This window comes from Gallibacterium salpingitidis, from assembly GCF_001678495.1.
GTDB classification, from domain to species: Bacteria; Pseudomonadota; Gammaproteobacteria; order Enterobacterales; family Pasteurellaceae; genus Gallibacterium; species Gallibacterium salpingitidis.
In genome coordinates this window covers 1-21833 of record NZ_JTJL01000004.1, presented here as the reverse complement: position 1 = coordinate 21833, position 21833 = coordinate 1, and the positions used below count along the sequence as shown (strand labels likewise).

The following is a 21833-nucleotide window of genomic DNA, read 5'->3' as shown; positions in this document are numbered from 1 at the left end:
CTGTTATTTCATTTTAGTAGTATAGCTGTTGTTTTAATTTTTCTGCTGTTTCTACACCTAATAATTCACTAATGACGGTAAGGGCAAAGTCAAATGCTGCGCCTGGGCCTCTGCCAGTAATAAAGGCACCATCAACCACAGCAGGAACATGATGATAAATAACATTATTTTCTGAGAAATTATCACGCATAGATGGATAACAAACTGCATTTTTATTGGTTAATAAACCTAATTTCGCTAAAACAGTTGGTGCAGCACAGATAGCGGCAATACGTTTGTTGTTATTGATGAATTGCTGATAAATTTCAGATAACGCAATATATTTATTTGGATCTACTTTACCACCTGGTAGCATAATCACGTCGTATTGAGATAAATCTACTTGTTTAATTTGTTTGTCAGCAATGACTTTTACTTGATGAGCAGAGGATACAATTTCAGAATCTTCAATAGAAATGAGATCAACCTCTAATTCGACGCGTCTAAATAAATCTGTTGGTACTAATGCTTCTGCATCTTCAAATCCTGTTGCTAATAATACTGCGATTTTTTGACTCATTTTTTGCTCCTTATTGATGAAAAATAGCAAAATCATTATACGCTTTTTATTGAAAAATTTTATCAGCGGTATATCATATCCGACCTATTTTACTTGGGTTCCCTCACCCCAAACGATGTAATCAAGACAAAAAGGATACAATATGATTTCAGCTCAAGCGATTTTCGGCGATCGCGAAAAACGTCGTGCCTTAGTATTACTTACTTTTTTCCACATTTTTATCATTGCAATTAGCAATTACCTTGTGCAAATTCCTTTTGAAATTAATCTAACCTGGTTAGATTTTAGCTTTCATAGCACATGGGGTACATTAACCTTTCCATTTATCTTTTTAGCCACCGATTTAACCGTACGTGTCTTTGGCGCAAAAGAGGCGCGTTGGATTATCTTCTGGGTAATGTTTCCAGCGTTAGTGGTAAGTTATGTGATTTCAACACTATTTTCTGATTCACAATATCAAGGATTAGCAGCTTTAGCTTCGTTTAACATGTTTGTGTTTCGTATCTCATTTGCGAGTTTCGCCGCTTATGTGTTAGGGCAATTGTTAGATGTGTTGGTGTTTAATCGTTTAAGACAATTAAAAACATGGTGGATTGCGCCGACAAGCTCAATGGTGTTTGGTAGTTTATGTGATACCTTTGCGTTCTTTGCGATTGCGTTCTATCAAAGCAGTGATCCTTTTATGGCAGCAAATTGGGTAGAAATCGGTTTTGTCGATTATCTATTTAAATTATTTATTGGTTTGCTATTCTTCGTGCCGATTTATGGGGTGGTGTTAAATGCAATTATGCGCAAATTAGCGATGCTTAATCTTGCCCAAGTGACGGAAGCTCGTGGTTGATATAAATATCAAAACGATGATTTTTCGTTGTTTGGCTAAAATGAGGGACTTTTTCAGCTAAATAGTTGGCATAATCGGGACGTTTCACCACGACTCGATGTGCCAATTTCAAAGCGCTATCTAATAATAAATCTGCATCTAAATCCGCACCTACTAACGATTGAAATACTCGCATCTCTTTTTTCACTAATGCACTTTTATTTTTATGTGGAAACATTGGATCTAAATAGACTACATCAAAATAGTGTTGTTGTGGATCAAGCTCGTTAATCGTTTTTATGGGGAGTAACTTCATTCGTTGCTGCATAAACTCGCCAATCTCAGCATCTTGATATGCTCGTTGTAAACCATCCGCTAATAATGCAGCGACAACAGGATGGCGTTCGACGAGTTGCACTTCACAGCCAATAGAAGCTAAAACAAACGCATCACGTCCTAATCCTGCAGTAGCATCTAAGACTTTGGGTAATTTACCTTTTTTGATTCCTACTGCTTTTGCCACTGCTTCACCGCGACCGCCACCAAATTTACGACGATGCGCCATCGTACCTTGTACAAAATCAACGGCAATAGCACCTAATTTCGGCTCATCAATTTTACGTAATTCCAAGTGTTGTTCGGTTAGTACAAGGGCAAAAGGTGCATTTGCTTGATGCACAAACTGCCATTGCTCAATTAATTGTTGAAATTTTTCCGTTTGCTCAGTTTCATTAATTAATTGAATTTCCATTATTTCCTCACTAAATACACACCGCTTTCAATATGATGGGTATAAGGGAATTGATCGAAAAGAGCTGCTTTAACCACGTGATGGGTTTGTGATAGTACGGCTAAATTCTCGACTAATGTTTCTGGATTACAAGAGATATATAAAATATTGTCGTATTGCTGCACCATTTGTAATGTTGCTGGATCTAGCCCCGCACGAGGTGGATCGACAAAAATAGTATTACACTGATAACCCTGTAAATTAATGCCTTTTAAACGATTAAATTCACGTACACCTTGCAGAGCTTGCGTAAATTCTTCGGCTGACATGCGAATAATCTGCAAGTTATTGACTTGATTAGCTGAAATATTGAATTGTGCTGCCTGTACTGAAGGCTTTGCAATTTCGGTTGCTAAAACCTTATCAAAGTTTTGCGCTAAGGCGATCGAAAAATTGCCATTACCGCAATAGAGTTCTAATAGATCCCCTTTGGCATTTTCAGTACAAGATAATGCCCATTGGATCATCTGGCAATTTACGCCAGCATTTGGTTGTGTAAAGCTATTTTCTACTTGGCGATAAATATAATTTTTGCCATTGATCGGTAAAATTTCATCGACAAAATCTTGTCCTAAGCAGATTTTTTGTTTATTTGCTCGTCCAATAATTTGTACGTCAAAGTCTAGATTTTGTAGTTGTTGTTTTAATTGTTTAGCAGCCGCTAACCAATGCTCATCTAAGACTTTGTGATACAACAAACTCACAATAATTTTATTGCTTAAAGTGCTTAAATAATCAATTTGGAATAGTTTGTAACGAAGTAGATCTTGTTGTTTCAATAAAGGAATCAGTTCTTGCATCATCCGATTGATCAAACGACTCGCAATCGGAAATTGATCAATGCGATAACGCTGTTTTGTATCACGATCAAACATAATATGGTAAAGCTCACCTTGATCATGCCAAACACGAAATTCCGCGCGCATTCTATAATGTTGAATTTCAGAAGCGTGGACTTCTAATTCTTCACTAAAAAAGGGTTGGAATAATTGGCTTAAACGTGATTTTTTTTCTGCTAATTGCGCAGCATAGTTTGTTGTCGTGAATTCAGTAAACATAATTTCCTAAACCGTACCAAAGAATGCGCGGCATTCTAACACAAAATGATAGTGAAAATGTAAAAAGGCTAAGTTCGTTGGCGAAATGGATTTATTTTGTATTTTTGATTTACTTCACTATTCTGAAAAATAAACATAAAAAGGCTTGAAAAGAAAATTTTCTGGCATTATGTTCTTAAACAAGAACAGGATTTTTTTCTTGACTGGAAACAGTCTTCTTACAATGAGAGGTAAATGTTATGACCCTAAATATTACTAGTAAACAAATGGATATTACCCCAGCAATCCGTTCACACATTGAAGAACGCTTAGCAAAATTAGGCAAATGGCAAACCCAATTAATTAATCCTCATTTTATTTTACAAAAACTGCCAAAAGGATTTGGGGTGGAAGCAATGATCGGTACACCATTCGGCGATTTGGTCGCTAAAGCAGAACATGAAGATATGTATCGAGCAATCTCAGAAGTTCAAGAAAAACTTGAACGCCAACTTAATAAATTACAACATAAAGGCGAAGCAAGACGTGCAAGTGAACGTTTAAAAGATTCTTTTGAATAATTGAAAATTAACTAATTGATTTATAAGTCCAGCAGTTGCTGGACTTTTTTATTCTAATTAGCTAGATAGCACATAAAAAAGACCTATTCTCCTTAGGTAATAGGTCTATGATCAGAAATAGAAATTAACTTATTTTTGATAGATATAACTACCATTACTTTGGCGGATAAATTTATCGCCATTTGGTAAGCGAAGTTCAGAAACGCGTCCTTCACTATTCACATTAACGGATACTTTATCACCCGGTTTAAAGCTGCTTAAAGCATTGCCTGCGCCATTTGCTTTTGTCATTGCGTTTACGTCAGCGATATTTAATTTGTTATCGCGGAAAACTTGCATTAATGATGTACCTGCTGGCACAGTTAATACTTTTGTTGCACCGCCAGTGGCAGCAGTTGAAGTTGTTTTGTTGGTCGTTCTCGGTGTAGGTTTTGCTTCAACAACAGGAACCTCTTTACCATTTAATAAAGCTTGTGCTTTACGGCTTTCTTTCTCTTTTTGTTGTTGCTGTTTTGCTCTGAACTCTTCACGAGCACGTTGTTCTGCACGAGCTTTAGCTTGCGCAACTAAACGAGCCTGTTCCTCTTCGTATGCTTTTTTCTCAATTTGTTTAATTTGTTCTTGAGTAAGCGCTGGTTGTGCTGGTTGCGCTGGTTTTTCAGCTGGTGCTGGAGCAGCTGTACTTGAATTATCAACGGTTGGTGCAGCATTTGCTGCAGGCGCATCCGTTGTAATTGGCGTATTATCTACAGCAGGTTGTTGTGCAGCTGGATTAGCAGCAGCATCTTGTGTCAACGTGTTAGCTGTGGTAGCGGCGTCATTTGCAGTCGCTGTTTCATTAGTAGCAGGAACAGCATTACCATCTGTAGCATTCGGTTGTGGTGGTGTATTAGCCTCTGCTGCTGCGTTTGGATCAATTGGTTGGAACTCAATTGGTAAATTATTCTCTTGTGATTGGAGGTTATCTACTGGTTGGCTATTTGGTTTTAACCAAATAAATAGACAAATAATAATTAATAATACGGCAAGGCTAATAGCTAAACGGCGATAACGGGTTGGTAAGTTTTTAATTGCACTAGTTTTGTTAGTGGTTACCGGTTCGGTATCGAATTCAGCGTATTGATTATTTTCTTCTGCTGGTGCAAAAGTTGGTGCTTCTTGTTTAGCAGACTTTTTAGCTAATAAACCTTTAATTTTATCGAAGAATGATGGTGCTGTTTCTGGGGCTTTAGCAGCTCTTTTAGGAGTGATAGGTTCGAACTCATCAAAATCTAAATTGAGTTCATTTTGTTGGTTATTTTGTTGTTCTGGCTGCTGTTCCTTGTCTATGTTACTCACGATATACCTCAAGTTGTTAAATATGGCAAATAGTTCGCTGACTCTGCAAGCTAGTCATTAGCTTGCATCAAAATTCTTGGCAATAACGCAAGGCGTTATCCACTTAATTAGGGTTGTTATTTTAAAGGAAAAAAAAGCGTATTACTAAGGCTAATCCACATTTATCGCAGAATATTTTTAACTATACCAAGTTTTACTTTTTTCACCGGCAATTTCTCGTGCTAATTTTGGCACTAAATAGCCCGAAGATAAGGTAATTAATTGTCGATAAATGGCTAAAGCGGTTTGATCGTCGATCCAGAAGTGGCTAGCGCCTTCTACTTTATCTAAGAGATGCAGATAGTAAGGCAATACACCGTTGGCAAATAATTTATCATTTAAGTTTTTTAAAATATAAGCATCATCATTGATGCCTTTTAGTAATACAGATTGATTTAATAAAGTGACATTATGTCGTTTTAACTGTGTTAAAGCCTGTGCAAGTTGCTGATCAATTTCATTCGCATGATTGATATGTAATACCATCACTTTATTGAGTGGCGATGCGGCTAAGGTTTGTAATAATTCCGCTGTAATACGTTGAGGAATTACGACAGGTAAGCGAGTATGAATACGTAAAGTTTTAAGATGAGGGATTTTTTCCAACTCATTGACTAACCAAGTAATTTCATGATCTTTTGCCATTAATGGGTCACCGCCAGAAAAAATCACTTCTTCGATTTCTGGGTGTTGAACAATATAGTTCAAAGCTTGTTGCCAGTTTGTTTTATTACCGGGGTTATCTGCGTAAGGGAAATGGCGACGGAAGCAATAACGGCAATTGACTGCACATCCGCCTTTCACCATCAGCAAAACACGATTATGGTATTTATGCAATAAATTCGGGATAGGATTATCTTGTTCTTGCAACGGATCTTTTACAAAACCGGCAGCAGCAATAAATTCCGCTTGATTGGTCATTACTTGCAGAAACAAAGGATCATTCGGATTACCTTTTTGCATTTTCTGTGCGAATGGTAATGGTACACGCATTGCAAATAAACGGCGTGCTGATAGGTCTTGTTGATAGTTTTCAACGGGTAGCTCAAGGTATTTTATTAACTCTATTGGATCAGAAATAGCGGTAGCGAGATAATCTGTCCAACTTGATACTTCTCTAATCAGGTGGTTTTGGGTTATCATAAGCACTTTTAAAAATGTGGGCCTTTGAATTTTTAAAATAAGGGCGTTATTTTTTCATTAATGAGGATATTATGGCAAGTTATTCTACCAGTGATTTCAAACCAGGTCTTAAATTTATGCAAGACGGTGAGCCTTGTGTAATTGTAGAAAATGAATTTGTGAAACCAGGTAAAGGTCAAGCATTTACTCGTACTCGTATTCGCAAACTTATTTCTGGCAAAGTGTTAGATGTGAACTTCAAATCAGGTACTACTGTTGAAGCTGCAGATGTTGTTGATACTAACTTAACCTTCTTATACAAAGATGAAGAGTTTTGGCATTTTATGAACAACGAAACTTTTGAACAACTTGCAGCAGATGCAAAAGCTGTTGGTGATAACGATAAATGGTTGCTAGATCAAGCAGAATGTATCGTAACTTTATGGAACGGTACCCCAATCACTGTGACTCCACCAAACTTTGTTGAATTAGAAGTTGTTGATACTGACCCAGGTTTGAAAGGTGATACTGCCGGTACTGGTGGTAAACCAGCAACTTTAAGCACTGGTGCAGTAGTTCGTGTTCCTTTATTCGTACAAATTGGTGAAGTGATTCGTGTTGATACTCGTTCAGGCGAATATGTATCACGCGTGAAGGACTAATTTACACTTAACAATGAAAACGAAAATCCTCTTGCACCGTCAGGTAAAGAGGATTTTTATTTAGGGGCAAAGTCAATCTTGAAACAAGGATAAAAGAATGAGTGCAAAATTACCGATTAGCGTCACGATGCTAGTGAAAAATTCAGCAAAATATTTGGAGCAAGTGTTAAATTCTCTGGTGCAATTTGATGAAATTCTTTTACTAGATAATGGTTCAACCGATAATACACTTGAGATTGCCAAAAAATTTAGTAATGTCGTGATTAAGCATTCACCTTTTATTGGATTTGGTCCCTTAAAAAACCTTGCAGCAGAATATGCAGCGAATGATTGGATTTTAAATATTGATAGTGATGAAGTATTACCGCAAGAGTTGATTGCGGAGTTAGGTCAGTTGGACTTAAGTAATGCGAAATGTGTTTACTCTTTATCACGTTTAAATCACTATCGAGGAAAACCGATAAAAACTTGTGGTTGGTATCCGAATTATGTACCGCGTTTGTATCACCGCCAGTACGTACGTTTTAATCAGAAATTAGTGCATGAATCTTTAGAAATTCCAGCAGATGTTGTAGTAACACAATTAAAACAACCGTTTTTGCATTACTCTTTTGATGGTGCGGCTGATTTAATTCAAAAAATGCAGCAATATACCACCTTGTTTGCAGAACAACAGCAAGGACGTAAACGAGTTTCAATTTTTTCAGCCATTACCCATAGTCTTTCTTCTTTTATCAAACACTATTTTCTGAAAAAAGGCTTTTTAGATGGGCAAGATGGTTTTGTGATTTCTTGTGCTAATGCAATGGGCGCTTATTATAAATACGTGAAGTTAGTAGAGTACAATCAACGTATTACCACTTCGTTAATTATTACGACTTATAATCGACCTGATGCGTTAGAAGCTGTCTTAAATTCGGTTTTACAACAACGTCAAATGCCTACGGAAGTCTTAGTTGCTGATGATGGTTCAACAGAAGAAACAGCAAAAGTTATTGAACGCTATCAAGCCTTGTTCCCAATACCGTTAATTCATTGTTGGCAGCCAGATGAGGGATTTAAGTTAGCTGAATCAAGAAATCGAGCATTAGCCAAAGCGACAAGTGATTATATTATCGTAGTCGATGGCGATATGGTGTTACATCCTTTATTTATCCAAGATCATTTACGTTATGCAAAACGTTCTGTCTTTGTACAAGGTAGCCGCGTTTCACTACCACAGAAGAAAACAGTAGAAATTTTAAACACACCTGATCATTATCCAGTTATTAAATGGTATCAACCAGGTATCGAAACCCGTTTTGAAAAGCGTTTTTCAGCAGCTCATCTTTATTGGTTAAATGGATTGTTACATAAAGAGAAGAAGGATTATTACAAAGGGATTCGTGGTTGTAATATGGCGTTTTTCCGCGATGATGCGCTAGCGGTAAATGGTTTTAATAATGATTTTGTTGGGTGGGGAAGAGAGGATAGTGAGTTTGTTGCTCGTTTCTACAACGCAGGAATGAAACGAAAAGATATTCGTTTTGCAGCGATTGCTTACCATTTATGGCATAAGGAAGAAGCACGAGATGCCTTACCTCAAAATGATCAATTATTAGCACAAGCAATCAATAATAAAATTGTCTATTGTGAGAATGGTGTCGATCGTTTTTTAGCTGAGAAAGCATAATGTTACGTTTAGTTTATACATTATTTCTATATCTCTTACTGCCATTTGTTTTATTGCTGTTTTTCTTTAAAGGCAGCAAAGAGATTGGTTATCGACAGCGTTGGGGTGAACGTTTTGCTTGTATAAAAAATTTGCAAAAAGAGAGTGTGATTATTCACGCTGCTTCAGTGGGTGAAGTATTACTGATTGCGCCGTTAGTACGTCAAATATTAGCGAAGTATCCAAATACAATATTCACTATTACCACCTTTACTCCAGGCGGTTCATATCAAGTAAAAAAGCTGTTTGGCGATCAAGTACAACATTGTTATTTACCTTTTGATTTGCCGCCATTGATACGACGTTTTATTACAATTTTACAGCCGAAAGCCTTTATTATTGTCGAAACTGAGTTGTGGTTTAATCTGCTTTATCAATTGCGTTGTCAGCAGATTCCAACGTTATTAATTAACGCTCGTTTATCAGCAAAATCAGCTAAACATTACCGCTATTTCCAAGCGAGTTTAAAAGAAGTCTGGCAAGGAATTGATGCGGTTGCTGCACAAGATGAACTTAGTGCGGAACGTTATCGCCAGCTAGGGGTAGCAAATGATAAAGTGGTTTGTACCGGCAATTTAAAATTTGATCTGAATTTATCGGATCAAGAGATCACTCAATATCGGCAGCAAAAACAGTTATTACTAGCAGATCGTCCAGTATGGATCGCAGGTAGTACCCATGCTGGTGAAGAAGCATTGATTTTGGCAGTGCATCGTCAATTATTAGAGAGCTACCCTAATCTCTTATTAATTTTAGTGCCTCGTCATTCAGCACGTTTTACGGAAGTAGAAAATTTATTACAACAACAGCAATTTAATTATCAAAAACGTAGCCAAACGCAATTGGTGGCAACGACAACGCAAGTGCTGTTTGGTGATACGATGGGTGAGTTACTGAAATTATATGCGTTGGCTGATATTGCCTTTGTTGGTGGGAGTCTAATTGAGCGTGGTGGGCATAATCCGCTTGAACCACTATTGTTTCAATTGCCAGTGATTTCAGGAAAGCATATTTTTAATTTTAAACAGATTTATGAAAAACTAGCGGAACTTGAAGGTGTCGCGTTGGTAGAAAGCAATATTGAATCATTACAACAGCAAGTTGCTTTATATCTCTCACAACCTGCCATTGCCGAACATTATGGTAAGCAAGGTTTTTCTTTTTTACAGCAAAATCGGGGTGCATTACAGCGCACATTACACTTATTGGATGTTTATTTAGGTGAATAGCAAATGATAACAATGATTTATCCAGGGACTTTTGATCCTATTACTAATGGTCATTTAGATATTATTAATCGTGCTGCAGCATTATTCCCAAAATTAATCGTAGCGGTTGCGGCCAGCCCAAGCAAAAAGCCTATGTTTAGCTTAGCGCAACGTTTGGAAATGGTACAAGCGGCAACAGCGAATTTAACTAATGTTGAGGTGATTGCTTTTGATGGTCTATTGGCGCATTTAATTTTAGCAAAAAATATTCAGGGCATTATTCGTGGTGCAAGAACATCGAGCGATTTTGACTATGAATTACAATTGGCACATTTAAATCGTTTATTGACTAACGGCGTGGAAAGCTTATTTTTCCCACCATCAGAAAAATGGTCATATGTTTCTTCTACGATGGTGCGAGAAATTTTGCTACATAAAGGGGATATTCAAAAATTAGTGCCAGCAAGTGTTTTTGCGAAAATCTCTCAATTGGCATGATAGCCAGTTAGCAACGCTTGCCAATTTTGTTCACTAAATTGAATTTGATAGCGTTGGATCTCTTTTTGAAATGAACGATAAAGCCGCTGCAAATTAGCGGCTTTCCATTCGTTACCTTCCCGAAAACCGCATTTATCAAAATCTAATAGCCATAATTTTTGTTGATTATCAATCGTTTGCAGCAGAATATTATGAGCATTAAGGTCACTATGAAAAACTTGTTGATTATGTAATTGACGAATTAATTTCCCAATTTGCTGCCATAAATTTTCAGGTAATGTTTGTTGCTGCAAAATTGCTACCAGATCTTGCCCATTTTCAATGAGCTCAATCAAAATATCAGCTTGATAACAAAATCCAGAACGTTTAACACGAGCAGCAATCGCAGTAGGAACAGGTAATCCTTTCTCTTTCAGTTGTTGTAATAGGGTAAATTCAGCAAAACTACGACAATTAGCCAATTGTGAGTATAAAAAGTGATCCTTTATAAACTTGCCAAATAAACCGCCACGATAATAATGGCGTAATGCCGCTCGATAGCCCAATTCTTGCTGGCTGTCTAAAAAATAGGTAGTACCGCGTCCTTTAGCAGAACCTAAAATTTTTTGCTGTTGTTGCCAATATTGTGGTGAGAAATACTGTGTTAATTGAGCTTCGGTTAAATGGGCATTGAATAAATAGTGAATTTGGCTCATTTTTATCCTCGTTATACTGCGAACGATCGCTTTTTTGGATTAAAATAAGCGGCAATTTTAACATATCGAGAAGAATTTCTATGAGCTTATTTTCTCAACCGCCACAATCACTATGTATTCTTCGTTTATCTGCAATTGGTGATGTTTGTAATGCGTTAGCGGCAGTGCAACAGATCCAAGCCTATTATCCTAGTACTAAAATTGTTTGGGTGATTGGTAAAGTGGAAGCACAATTGCTCAAAGATGTTCCTGGCATTGAGTTTGTCATTTTTGATAAAAAGCAGGGATGGCGAGGTGTATTGGCCTTATGGAAAAAGTTACGTCCTTATAAATTTGATGCGCTATTAGATATGCAGGTAGCAATTCGCGCCTCTATTCTTTCATTAGGTATTAGTGCTAAATATCGTATTGGTTTTAATCGTCAGCGTGCTAAAGAAGGGCAATGGTTATTCACTAATAGAAAAGTTGGGCAAGCTAAAGGTTATCACGTGTTAGATGGTTTTTTGAGCTTTGCTGAATACATCGGTGTGCCTATTCAACAACCGAGTTGGCGTTTTCCGATCAGTAATGTAGATCGAGAATATGTAAGAACCTTTATTGATACTAATCGGCAAACTATTGCTATTTCGCCATGTTCCAGTAAAAAAGAGAAAGATTGGCTGGTAGAACGTTATGCTGAAATAGCGTGTTTAGCCGCAGAGAAAAATATCCAAGTCATTATTACTGGTTCACCGAGTAAGCATGAAATGCAAGTGGCAGAACAAATCTGTCAGTTATGTCCGTTACCTCTCACAAATTTAGCAGGTAAAACTTCGTTACAGCAATTAGTGGCACTTTTTGCAGAAGTCGATTTAGTGATTACGCCTGATTCTGGTCCAGCACATATGGCTACAATGGCCGGAACACGTGTATTAGGACTTTATGCTTGCCATAATCCAAGACGTACTGGCCCATATTATGATGTTGATAATGTGGTATCTGTTTATGATGAAAATGCAGCGCAGCAATATCGCAAATCATGGCAAGAATTAGCGTGGGGTACGAAGGTGTATGGTAAAGATTTAATGGCGCAAATTACTACCGAGCAAGTTGCTACAAAAATGTGGCAGCTTTTAGCATTAAAATAGTTTTTTAACTTGCTTTTTAATTGGATTTGAGTACAATTTGCGACCTCACAGTCGTTCCGTTTTTTCGTTCCTTGCTTCCGCAGATTGGCGACTGGTCTATAGTCGGAGGCTGATTAACCCGTAAGGAGCAGTAATGCGTCACTACGAAATCGTGTTTATGGTTCACCCAGATCAAAGTGAACAAGTACCTGGCATGATTGAACGCTACACAGGTTCTGTAAAAGAAGCTGGTGGTCAAATTCATCGCTTAGAAGATTGGGGCCGCCGTCAATTGGCTTACCCAATTAATAAACTACATAAAGCACATTATGTGTTAATGAATGTAGAAGCACCGCAAGAAGTCATCGACGAGCTTGAAACAACTTTCCGTTACAACGATGCAATTCTTCGTAACGTAATTATTCGTACTAAGCACGCCGTAACCGAAGCGTCCCCAATGGTTAAAGCAAAAGATGATCGTAAAGCTTTAGCTGATGTTGATAACAACGATTTTGAGGATGCTGAAGAGTAATTTGAAGATTGATAATCGTTTTTCGTTGATTGGAACAGTAGTTTCTCAACCAAAACGACATCAAAGCCCAAGTGGAATAGCGCATTGCCAATTTTGGCTGGAACATCGTTCCCAACAGCAAGAAGCTGGATTAGCTAGGCAAGCATGGTGCAAAATCCCTATTCAACTTAGTGGTCATCAATTAACAAGTAAAACTCAAGGCATTACGGTCGGCAGTAAGGTGTGTGTATCAGGATTTATCCATTCACATAAAACTAGTCAAGGTTTAGACCAATTGGTCTTACATGCCGAGCAAATCGAATTTATAGATTAGGAGAATAGCCACATGGCACGTTATTTCCGTCGTCGTAAGTTCTGCCGTTTCACAGCGGAAAATGTAGTTGAAATCGATTATAAAGATATCGCTACATTAAAGAACTACATTACAGAGAGCGGCAAAATTGTCCCTAGCCGTATTACCGGTACTCGTGCGAAGTACCAACGCCAATTAGCTCGTGCAATCAAACGTGCACGTTACTTAGCGTTGTTACCGTACACTGACAATCATCAGTAATTAACAAGAGAGGATACGGTAATGCAAGTCATTCTTTTAGATAAAATTGTTCACCTAGGTAATGTTGGTGATCAAGTAAATGTAAAATCTGGTTATGCACGTAACTTCTTAATCCCACAAGGTAAAGCAGTTATGGCAACCAAAGCAAACGTAGAATATTTTGAATCTCGTCGTGCTGAATTAGAAGAAAAAGCAGCGAAAGCATTAGCTGCTGCGCTTGACCGTGCTGAAAAACTTGAAGCATTAGGTTCAGTAACTATCGCTTCTAAAGCAGGTGATGAAGGACGTTTATTCGGTTCTATTGGTACACGTGATATTGCAGATGCAATCACAGCGAAAGGCGTTGAAGTTGCGAAGAGCGAAGTTCGTCTTCCTACTGGCCCATTGCGTACCCTTGGTGAACACGAAGTTCGTTTCCAATTCCATGGCGAAGTGTTTGCTTCATTAAACGTAATCATTGTTGCAGAATAATTTCTAATTATTCTAGAAACATTAAAAACCTCAGTCATTTGACTGGGGTTTTGTTTTTTTGATTATCCCAAGATTAATCCTTTCTCTTCATTGGAATTTCCCGTATCCTACGCACACTCTTTTTATCATAAGTAACATATAGGGAAGCAGCTATGCAGTGTCCATGTCAATCAGGTTTAACTTATGTCGATTGCTGTCAGTCATTACATCAAGGAAGTAAGATTGCAGAAAATGCAGAACAATTGATGCGTTCGCGTTATGCAGCATTTGTATTAACTGAAATTGATTATATCGTAGCGACTACTGTTCCAGCACAGCAAGCATTGTTAAATCGTAAGGCATTGCAACAATGGTCAGTTAATACTAAATGGGACGGTTTAGACGTATTAAAATTTATTCCAGAAGTAGATAAAGCTCATGCTTTAGTTGAATTTAAAGCTTACTATTTACAAGAAAATAAACGTATGGATCATCATGAATTATCTGCTTTTGTGAAAATCGCTAATCAGTGGTATTTCCTCGATCCAACAGTACCAATAAAATTAACAATGAAACAGCCTTGTTTGTGTGGTTCTGGTAAAAAATTTAAGCAGTGTTGTGCTCCTTTTTTAGCTTAATTTTAGTTGATTATGACAGCGCCATTTTTCTTTTTAATCGATTTTGAACAGCAACAACAGATTGTTATACCGTTATCAGCGGCAGCAGAACAAGGGATCTATTTTGATTTGCATGGTGTAAATAATGTACCGGATACTTTTGTGAAACCAAAAGCACCATTGTCATTAGCAACAAAAGCAATAAATTTCGCCGATTATCAGAGAGGATTTAATTTAGTACAGTCTGAGATCCAACGAGGTAACAGTTATTTATTAAATCTCACTTATCCAACTAAAATCGAAACCAATTACAGTTTAGTGGATATTTTTACGGCGAGTGCTGCGCCTTATAAATTGTTATATCAGGATAAGTTTGTCTGTTTCTCTCCGGAATGTTTTGTGCGTATTCAGGATGATAAAATTTATACCTATCCAATGAAAGGGACAATTGATGCAAGTTTGCCTAATGCACAGGCACAATTGTTATCCTCACAAAAAGAACAATGGGAACATAATACGATTGTTGATTTGCTGCGTAATGATTTAGCGATGGTGGCAAGCAATATTCAAGTATCACGTTTTCGTTATAGTGAATTAATTGAAACTGAACGTGGAGCAATTTGGCAAACGAGTTCAGAAATTTGCGGTGATTTAACGCCGCATTGGCGTGATGATCCATTGGCGTTAATTAAGAGAATGTTGCCTGCTGGTTCGATTAGCGGCGCCCCAAAAGAGAAAACAGTTGAAATTATCCAACAAGCAGAACAGCAGCCAAGAGGTTTTTACACTGGAGTGTTTGGTTATTTTGATGGTAACTGTTTAGAAAGTGCGGTAATTATTCGTTATATTGAACAGACTGCGACAGGCATGCAATTCCGTAGCGGTGGAGGTATTACTCGCCATAGTACGCTAGCAAGTGAATATGAAGAATTATTGGCAAAAGTGTATATTCCAACTAAAAAGAGCTGATTTATGTTTTTATGTTTTGAAACGTTAGCCATCCAAGATGGGGAAATCCAAAATCTGACCTACCATCAAGCTCGTTATCAGCGCACGTTGCAACATTTTTACTCTACTCATTATCAAGCATTTAATTTTGCGGATATTGTAAAAATTCCGCCACAATATCAACAAGGGTTAGTGCGTTGTCGTATTGATTACAATCAACAGGATTATCAGATCGCCTTTTATCCCTATCAACGCCGTCAATTTAAGCGTTTTCAACCTGTAGTTTGTGAACAGTTGGATTACCGCTTTAAATATTGTAATCGCGAGCAATTAAATGCACTGTATCAGCAGCGACAAGGTGCAGATGAAATTTTGATTATTCAACAAGGAAAAATTACCGATTGCAGTATTGGTAATTTAGCATTGTTACGGCAAGGAGAATGGTTTACTCCTGATTCACCGCTGTTAGCAGGAACACAACGACAAAGATTATTAGATCAACAACTATTACAGTTGCGATCAATTACGTTAAATGAATTAGATTTGTTTGAAGAAATTCGCGTGATTAATGCATTGAATAATTTGTAGTCGTTCGTTGCAATTAATACTTTGTTATGTTGTTTTGCCTTGCCTTATTTTTAACTTGAATGAATATAGAAATTGGTGTGAAAAATACCGAGCAATAAAGGAAATTCCGCTATAATAACCGCTGGTAAAAATTCGTCTTAACGAAGGGTCGCACGTTGATCAAAAAAAGAGGTATAAATCATGATGCAGACTATTCAAGAAACAGATCAAGGTTATTGGTTATTAACACAGGGATCAGCACTCTATTTACAAGCAGGAGAATTGCCTTTTGGGAATGCTAAAGAGTGTAGTGTCGTTGGTTTACAAGGTTGTGTTATCGGTGAATTTCGTCAGCAACCTTTATGGTTAATTGCAGAAATACCAAATGATCAGCAGCGAGAATACGTTTCCCTACGTGCTCAGCTATATCGTGATGAAACAGAATTTAACCTATTAAATCGTGGCGTTGCCCTAAATTATTTTTATGGAACTCACCGTTTTTGTAGCAGATGTGGGGAACGTAATTATTTGCCAACGGATGAATTTGCAGTGGAATGTCCAAAATGTGGTTATCGCCATTATCCGGTGATTTGTCCATCGATTATTGTAGCAGTAAGACGTGGTAAAGAGATTTTGCTTGCCAATCATCAACGCCATATTGGTGGAATGTACACAACATTAGCAGGCTTTGTCGAAGTCGGTGAAAACTTAGAACAAACAGTACATCGGGAAATTTTGGAAGAGGTTGGCATTAAGGTGAAAAATGTCCGCTATTTTGGTAGCCAACCTTGGGCATTTCCTAATTCATTAATGGTGGGTTTTTTAGCGGATTATGAAAGTGGTGATATTCATTTACAAGATAGTGAAATTCATGATGCAAAATGGTTCCGTTATGATGCCGCTTTACCAGAATTACCGCCGGAAGGGACAATTGCGCGCAAACTAATTAAAGCAACATTAGCACTTTGTGCTGAGGAAAAATAAATTTATGACTGAATTGAAAAATGATCGTTATTTACGTGCATTATTACGTCAACCTGTGGATATGACGCCGGTTTGGATGATGCGTCAAGCGGGACGCTATCTGCCAGAATATAAAGCCACAAGAGCGCAAGCTGGTGATTTTATGTCGCTGTGCCGGAATGCAGAGTTAGCTTGTGAAGTTACGTTACAGCCATTACGTCGTTATGCGTTAGATGCAGCGATTCTGTTTTCTGATATTTTAACCATTCCTGATGCAATGGGATTGGGACTCAGCTTTGGCGCTGGTGAAGGCCCGAAATTTGAGAAAACTATTGTATCGATGGCAGATGTGGAGCAATTGCCGATCCCAGATCCTGAAGATGAGCTGGGTTATGTGATGAATGCAGTTAGAACGATTCGTCGTGAATTGCAGGGAGAAGTGCCATTAATCGGTTTTTCAGGTAGCCCTTGGACATTGGCAACTTATATGGTGGAAGGTGGATCAAGTAAAACTTTCACGAAAATTAAGAAAATGCTCTATTGTGAACCACAATTATTGCATCGTTTGTTAGATAAATTGGCTGATAGTGTGATTTTGTATCTGAACGCACAAATTAAAGCTGGTGCTCAAGCGGTGATGGTGTTTGATACTTGGGGTGGAGTGTTAGGACATCACGAATATCGTGAAGTCTCATTGCAATATATGGCGAAAATTGTTGCAGGTTTGATTCGTGAGAATGAAGGGCGTCGAGTACCAGTTACTTTATTTACCAAAGGTGGCGGCTTGTGGTTAGAGGCGATTGCGGCAACAGGATGTGATGCAATTGGTTTGGATTGGACGATTGATATTGCGCAAGCAAAAGCTCGTGTGGGTGATAAAGTCGCTTTACAGGGTAATATGGATCCAAGCGTGTTATATGCGGAGCCAGCTCGTATAGAACAAGAGGTGAAACAAATTTTGGCGAGTTACGGACAAGGTTTTGGTCATGTTTTTAATTTAGGACATGGAATTCATCAAGATGTACCAGTAGAAAGTCCAAAAGTGTTCGTTGATGCAATCCATCATTATTCGAAACCGTATAAAACAGTATAAGGAAAGCATATGAGAAACCCGATTCAAAAACGTTTAGCCAATTTAGAAAGTTGGCAGCAAATGGTGTTTATGGCTTGCTTATGTGAACGTATGTATCCAAATTTTGCAATGTTTTGTCAGATTACGGAACAACCGCAGCAGGCAAAGGTTTATCACAATATTTTAAATTTAGTTTGGGAATATTTAACGGTTAAAGATGCCAAAATTAATTTTGAACATCAGTTAGAGAAATTTGAAACAGTGATTCCCGATATTAACGATTATGACTTTTTTGGTATTGTACCAGCGGTGGATGCGTGCGAAGCACTATCAGATTTATTGCACACGATTATTGCGGGAGAAGCGCTAGAACAAGCAGTAAAAGTAAGTGTGATTTCGTTGCAAACGGTGGTTGCATTATTAGAAACAGAAGAGAATCGTGAATTAGATGAAAAAGAATTAAAAGAAAATCCGTTGATTACTGATGAATTAGATGTGCAATGGCAAATTTATCGCACTTTAAATGCGTTAGAAAAGCGTGATGTTGAGGTGATTAATGGGCTAAAAAATGAGATCCGAGCCACAAAAATCAGTAATATCGGGGTTGAAATAAACAATTAATGTGACTTTTTTCTAATTTTAATAATAAATTGCTTTTAATCTGATGAAAGTTAGATTAATCTGTTGGCTCATGACAAGGCTTGAGCTGGGGTGGAATAACGGATCTTCACCAATTAAAGCTATCTCGGCTTTCGATAAAGAAATTGAACCAGAGATAATCTATTCAATTTATAACCATAGTAAATTTATAGAGGGTAATTATTTATGAACAAGACTGAATTAGTTGACGTAATTGCACAACGCACTAACTTAAGTAAGAAAGCGTCTAAAGAAGCATTGGAAGCAACTTTAGAAGCAATTACAGAAAGCCTTAAAGCAGGTGACCCAGTACAATTAATTGGTTTCGGTACATTCAAAGTTAACCAACGTCAAGAACGTACAGGTCGTAACCCACAAACTGGTAAAGAAATCAAAATCCCAGCGACTAAAGTTCCAGCCTTTGTTTCAGGTAAAGCATTAAAAGACGCTGTAAAATAATTTGTAAGATTACAAATGATGAAAAAGCCGCTTATTATCAGCGGCTTTATTTTTTCTGCTTTTACTTGATATAGTCTTTTATTGCGGTTTGCGTAAAAAATTGTTTATCTTCCCAACGTAACATTGTCATATAATTTCCCCAAACACAGCCAGTATCAAGGGCATAGATATTTTTAGGTGTTGGGTAACCGATTAAACTAGCCCAATGTCCGAACAAGATAGCGGTTTGTTGATAAAGTGGATTAGTTAGCTCAAACCAAGCTTTTAAGTTGTCAGGTGCTTCGGCGGGTGGTAATTTACAAGCAAATTCTAAATGTTTATTGGTAAAACAATAGCGCATTCTGGTGAACACATTAATACTATAACGAAGACGATCGATGCCAGAAAGTGAATCTTCCCAATGATCTGGTTGATCACTATACATTTCCGTTAATAGTTGTTTGTAATCGCCTTGTTGTAACACCTGTTCAACTTCATGCGCACACTGTTTGGCAGTAGCTAAATCCCATTCTGGGCTAATTCCTGCGTGAGTGATGACAAAACCTTGCTGTTGAGAACAATCAATTAGCAGTGGTTGATGGCGCAGCCAATCAATTAATTCGTTGAAATCAGGTGCTGCAAACAGCGCATCAACTCGATCTTTCGCTTTTACTTTTTTAATACCATAAGCAGTCGCCAATAAATGCAAGTCGTGATTGCCTAATACAGTTTGCGCGGCAGCACCGAGTGATTTTACGAAACGCAAACACTCAAGCGATTGATCACCGCGGGCAACTAAATCTCCAACTAAATAGAGTTTATCGGCGGTCGGATTAAATTCCACTTGTTGTAATAACAATTGTAATTCGTCAAAACAGCCTTGTAGATCGCCAACAATATAGGTTGCCATCACACCTCCTAAAGCGTGCTGAGTAAATAAGCGAGATAACAACCATAACTCGCTAATAAGATAATGCCTTCAATACGTGAAATTTTTCTTCCTGTTGCCGCAAACCACCACAGTAAGAGAGTACTGATAATTAGCATTGCAAAATCAAGGTAAGAAATATCGCCAACAGGTAATGGGAACAGTGCCGCACAAGCACCCATAACAAAGAAAATATTAAAAATATTACTACCTACCACATTACCAATAGCCAAATCAGAACTACCTTTTTTTGCTGCAAAGACAGATGTTGCTAATTCGGGTAATGAAGTACCGGCAGCAACAATGGTTAAACCAATTACAGCTTCACTAATGCCAAAATTATGGGCGATTTGAATTGCACCGGAAACAAAGAGATCACCACCCCAGATTAAGACAGCCAAACCGATAATTAAATAAAAAGCGACTTTTGTTAACGTTAATGGTGGTGTATGAACTTCGCTTTCTTCGTTCGCATCTTGTTGTTTCGCAGCAGAAAAGGTGTAACTCAAGAAAATTGCAAAAAAGAGCAATAAAATTAAACCATCAGCACGAGAAATATAATCAATTGGTTGTTGATTTAACCATTTATCGAAACATAACAAGATAAAAGCTATCGAAGCAAGGAGGGCAAAAGGAATCTCTTTTTTGACAGAGCTTGCCTTAATGATAATTGGTGTCGCTAATGCACTGGCACCAACAATCACTAAGGTATTAAAAAGATTGCTACCGATAATGTTACCGACGGATACGCCAGAATTACCTCTAAAAGCGCCCCAAAAACTAGTGATAAATTCTGGTAGCGATGTACCGAAGGCAACAATGGTTAAACCAATGACTAATTCATTGATTTGGAAGCGACGAGCAAGGGCGATAGCGCCATCAGTAAAACGATCGGCACCCCAGAGAATAAATACAATTCCCACGATCAGTGTTACGTATTCCATCGTTATTCCTCAAATTCCGCCTTACTATCATCTGCGTGTTGTGGAGGGTTATCCGCTAACCAGTTTGCTAAACGAGCGTAATCTGCAATTGTTAGATTTTCGGCACGATCGGTTAAATTGATTTGTAATGCGGTAAGTTGATCTGCAGTAAAGAGATCCATTAATGAATTACGCAATGTTTTGCGGCGTTGATTAAAGGCTTGCGTACATACGCGATTTAACCAATAGAGATCTTTTACTGGATGTGGCAACACTTTATGAGGAACCAAACGCACGACCGCAGAATCAACTTTTGGTGCTGGTTTAAAAGCTGTTGGCGGCACCTCTAATACAGGAATCACTTGGCAGAAATATTGCGCCATAATGGTTAATTTGCCATAAGCTTTACTATTTGCTCCTGCACAAAGACGATTAACGACCTCTTTTTGCAACATAAAGTGCATATCTTGAATTACATCGTGATATTGAAATAGATGGAACATCAATGGCGTAGAGATGTTATATGGTAAATTACCAAAAATACGCAATGGTTGTTTAGCGTCTGTTGCCAATTGTTGAAAATCAAAACGCATTACATCCTGTTCAATTACCGTTAATTTTTGCTGTAAAAATGGATGGTGGCGTAATCTTTCCGCTAGATCTCTATCTAATTCGATAACAGTAAGATGATCGATTTGTTCGGCAACTGGTTCAGTTAATGCGCCAAGCCCTGGCCCGATTTCAATCAGAAAATCGCTTTTTTGTGGGTTAATAGCTGCCACAATACTTTGAATGATGTGATCATCATTTAAGAAATTTTGTCCAAAACGTTTACGTGCCGTATGACCGAGATGAGTTTTTGAATTCATAGTTTTTTGTTATTACTAAATAATTATGGAAAAAATGACCGCACATTATGTGCGGTCTCAAAGTCAATTATAAAACTTTTAGCTAAATTATTTCTTATCTAAAATTTAGGTTTCGCCCTAAAGGGCGACTTCATTTTCTTTGCTTGTGCAAAGAAAACGAAGCAAAAG

27 protein-coding genes are annotated in these 21833 nt (G+C 37.7%); 18 read left to right on the top strand and 9 right to left on the bottom strand.

Translation table 11 applies throughout. The features are described 5' to 3' along the window. Nucleotides 1–13: 13 nt before the first annotated feature. Complete coding sequence (locus QS62_RS01365) at nt 14–559, bottom strand: DJ-1 family glyoxalase III (RefSeq protein WP_066104757.1); 546 nt, start codon at nt 557–559, stop codon at nt 14–16. Nucleotides 560–701: 142 nt separating this feature from the next. On the opposite strand from QS62_RS01365, the gene QS62_RS01360 reads away from it, so the two are divergent. After that, nucleotides 702–1400, top strand: a complete 699-nt coding sequence (locus QS62_RS01360) for a 7-cyano-7-deazaguanine/7-aminomethyl-7-deazaguanine transporter (RefSeq protein WP_066104753.1) — start codon at nt 702–704, stop codon at nt 1398–1400. Here QS62_RS01360 and QS62_RS01355 read toward each other — a convergent pair. Continuing rightward, the gene (locus tag QS62_RS01355; RefSeq protein ID WP_066104751.1) at nt 1366–2130 is read right to left on the bottom strand and encodes a class I SAM-dependent methyltransferase; all 765 of its coding nucleotides are present in this window, start codon (nt 2128–2130) and stop codon (nt 1366–1368) included. The two genes, QS62_RS01360 and QS62_RS01355, sit on opposite strands and share 35 nt — an antisense overlap. Next, nucleotides 2130–3227, bottom strand: coding sequence for a tRNA (uridine(54)-C5)-methyltransferase TrmA (trmA, locus tag QS62_RS01350; RefSeq protein ID WP_066104748.1), 1098 nt, complete (start codon nt 3225–3227; stop codon nt 2130–2132). Before trmA ends, QS62_RS01355 begins: the two co-directional genes overlap by 1 nt. A gap of 239 nt (nt 3228–3466) precedes the next feature. Here trmA and raiA point away from each other — a divergent pair, with 239 nt between their 5' ends. After that, nucleotides 3467–3787, top strand: a complete 321-nt coding sequence (gene raiA, locus QS62_RS01345; protein ID WP_066104745.1) for a ribosome-associated translation inhibitor RaiA — start codon at nt 3467–3469, stop codon at nt 3785–3787. 129 nt (nt 3788–3916) lie between these two features. Here the strand turns inward: raiA and QS62_RS01340 are convergent, their stop codons facing one another. Both QS62_RS01340 and epmB read right to left on the bottom strand, forming a co-directional pair. Then, a complete protein-coding gene (locus QS62_RS01340; protein WP_066104743.1) occupies nt 3917–5125 on the bottom strand; it encodes a LysM-like peptidoglycan-binding domain-containing protein in 1209 nt (402 codons plus the stop codon). Between the two features lie 177 nt (nt 5126–5302). Continuing rightward, the gene (gene epmB / locus QS62_RS01335) at nt 5303–6313 is read right to left on the bottom strand and encodes an EF-P beta-lysylation protein EpmB (protein ID WP_066104740.1); all 1011 of its coding nucleotides are present in this window, start codon (nt 6311–6313) and stop codon (nt 5303–5305) included. Between the two features lie 65 nt (nt 6314–6378). On the opposite strand from epmB, the gene efp reads away from it, so the two are divergent. The 4 genes from efp to coaD all read left to right on the top strand — a co-directional run bounded on the left by efp (nt 6379) and on the right by coaD (nt 10365). Beyond that, nucleotides 6379–6948 carry an elongation factor P gene (gene efp / locus QS62_RS01330; protein ID WP_066104737.1) on the top strand — a complete coding sequence of 190 codons (570 nt, stop codon included), beginning with the start codon at nt 6379–6381 and terminating at the stop codon, nt 6946–6948. A 97-nt stretch (nt 6949–7045) separates the two neighbouring features. After that, nucleotides 7046–8620, top strand: a complete 1575-nt coding sequence (locus QS62_RS01325) for a glycosyltransferase family 2 protein (RefSeq protein WP_066104735.1) — start codon at nt 7046–7048, stop codon at nt 8618–8620. Next, the gene (waaA, locus tag QS62_RS01320; protein WP_066104731.1) at nt 8620–9888 is read left to right on the top strand and encodes a lipid IV(A) 3-deoxy-D-manno-octulosonic acid transferase; all 1269 of its coding nucleotides are present in this window, start codon (nt 8620–8622) and stop codon (nt 9886–9888) included. The genes QS62_RS01325 and waaA overlap by 1 nt, the downstream gene beginning before the upstream one ends. Nucleotides 9889–9891: 3 nt before the next feature. Then, nucleotides 9892–10365, top strand: coding sequence for a pantetheine-phosphate adenylyltransferase (gene coaD / locus QS62_RS01315; RefSeq protein WP_066104728.1), 474 nt, complete (start codon nt 9892–9894; stop codon nt 10363–10365). Here coaD and QS62_RS01310 read toward each other — a convergent pair. Beyond that, a complete protein-coding gene (locus QS62_RS01310) occupies nt 10353–11075 on the bottom strand; it encodes a 3-deoxy-D-manno-octulosonic acid kinase (protein ID WP_414146313.1) in 723 nt (240 codons plus the stop codon). The genes coaD and QS62_RS01310 overlap by 13 nt on opposite strands. A gap of 65 nt (nt 11076–11140) precedes the next feature. On the opposite strand from QS62_RS01310, the gene QS62_RS01305 reads away from it, so the two are divergent. From QS62_RS01305 to QS62_RS01250, 12 genes are all read left to right on the top strand, one after another. Next, nucleotides 11141–12187: a glycosyltransferase family 9 protein gene (locus QS62_RS01305; RefSeq protein ID WP_066104722.1), complete on the top strand. Its 1047-nt coding sequence runs from the start codon at nt 11141–11143 to the stop codon at nt 12185–12187. Between the two features lie 133 nt (nt 12188–12320). Continuing rightward, nucleotides 12321–12698, top strand: coding sequence for a 30S ribosomal protein S6 (gene rpsF / locus QS62_RS01300; protein WP_065234351.1), 378 nt, complete (start codon nt 12321–12323; stop codon nt 12696–12698). Beyond that, nucleotides 12685–13011, top strand: a complete 327-nt coding sequence (gene priB, locus QS62_RS01295) for a primosomal replication protein N (protein ID WP_066104719.1) — start codon at nt 12685–12687, stop codon at nt 13009–13011. Before rpsF ends, priB begins: the two co-directional genes overlap by 14 nt. Before the next feature lie 12 nt (nt 13012–13023). Next, nucleotides 13024–13251, top strand: coding sequence for a 30S ribosomal protein S18 (gene rpsR, locus QS62_RS01290; protein WP_005759927.1), 228 nt, complete (start codon nt 13024–13026; stop codon nt 13249–13251). Between the two features lie 21 nt (nt 13252–13272). Then, entirely contained in the window at nt 13273–13722 is a 450-nt protein-coding gene (gene rplI, locus QS62_RS01285; protein WP_066104716.1) for a 50S ribosomal protein L9, read from the top strand. A 152-nt stretch (nt 13723–13874) separates the two neighbouring features. Further along, a complete protein-coding gene (locus QS62_RS01280; protein ID WP_066104711.1) occupies nt 13875–14339 on the top strand; it encodes a YchJ family protein in 465 nt (154 codons plus the stop codon). Between the two features lie 12 nt (nt 14340–14351). Beyond that, nucleotides 14352–15287: an aminodeoxychorismate synthase component I gene (locus QS62_RS01275; RefSeq protein ID WP_066104708.1), complete on the top strand. Its 936-nt coding sequence runs from the start codon at nt 14352–14354 to the stop codon at nt 15285–15287. A 3-nt stretch (nt 15288–15290) separates the two neighbouring features. Next, the gene (locus tag QS62_RS01270) at nt 15291–15854 is read left to right on the top strand and encodes an aminotransferase class IV family protein (RefSeq protein ID WP_066104703.1); all 564 of its coding nucleotides are present in this window, start codon (nt 15291–15293) and stop codon (nt 15852–15854) included. Between the two features lie 183 nt (nt 15855–16037). Then, nucleotides 16038–16817, top strand: coding sequence for an NAD(+) diphosphatase (gene nudC, locus QS62_RS01265; RefSeq protein ID WP_066104831.1), 780 nt, complete (start codon nt 16038–16040; stop codon nt 16815–16817). 4 nt (nt 16818–16821) lie between these two features. Beyond that, entirely contained in the window at nt 16822–17889 is a 1068-nt protein-coding gene (gene hemE, locus QS62_RS01260) for a uroporphyrinogen decarboxylase (RefSeq protein WP_066104701.1), read from the top strand. A 9-nt stretch (nt 17890–17898) separates the two neighbouring features. Then, nucleotides 17899–18489, top strand: a complete 591-nt coding sequence (locus QS62_RS01255; protein ID WP_066104697.1) for a YjaG family protein — start codon at nt 17899–17901, stop codon at nt 18487–18489. A gap of 204 nt (nt 18490–18693) precedes the next feature. Continuing rightward, complete coding sequence (locus QS62_RS01250) at nt 18694–18966, top strand: HU family DNA-binding protein (RefSeq protein ID WP_066104693.1); 273 nt, start codon at nt 18694–18696, stop codon at nt 18964–18966. Between the two features lie 61 nt (nt 18967–19027). Here the strand turns inward: QS62_RS01250 and apaH are convergent, their stop codons facing one another. From apaH to rsmA, 3 genes are read right to left on the bottom strand one after another with little or no spacing between them, the layout of a single operon-like run. Then, nucleotides 19028–19855, bottom strand: a complete 828-nt coding sequence (gene apaH / locus QS62_RS01245) for a bis(5'-nucleosyl)-tetraphosphatase (symmetrical) ApaH (RefSeq protein ID WP_066104690.1) — start codon at nt 19853–19855, stop codon at nt 19028–19030. An 8-nt stretch (nt 19856–19863) separates the two neighbouring features. Beyond that, nucleotides 19864–20817, bottom strand: a complete 954-nt coding sequence (locus QS62_RS01240) for a calcium/sodium antiporter (RefSeq protein WP_066104687.1) — start codon at nt 20815–20817, stop codon at nt 19864–19866. A gap of 2 nt (nt 20818–20819) precedes the next feature. Then, a complete protein-coding gene (gene rsmA / locus QS62_RS01235; protein ID WP_066104684.1) occupies nt 20820–21665 on the bottom strand; it encodes a 16S rRNA (adenine(1518)-N(6)/adenine(1519)-N(6))-dimethyltransferase RsmA in 846 nt (281 codons plus the stop codon). Nucleotides 21666–21833: the final 168 nt, after the last annotated feature.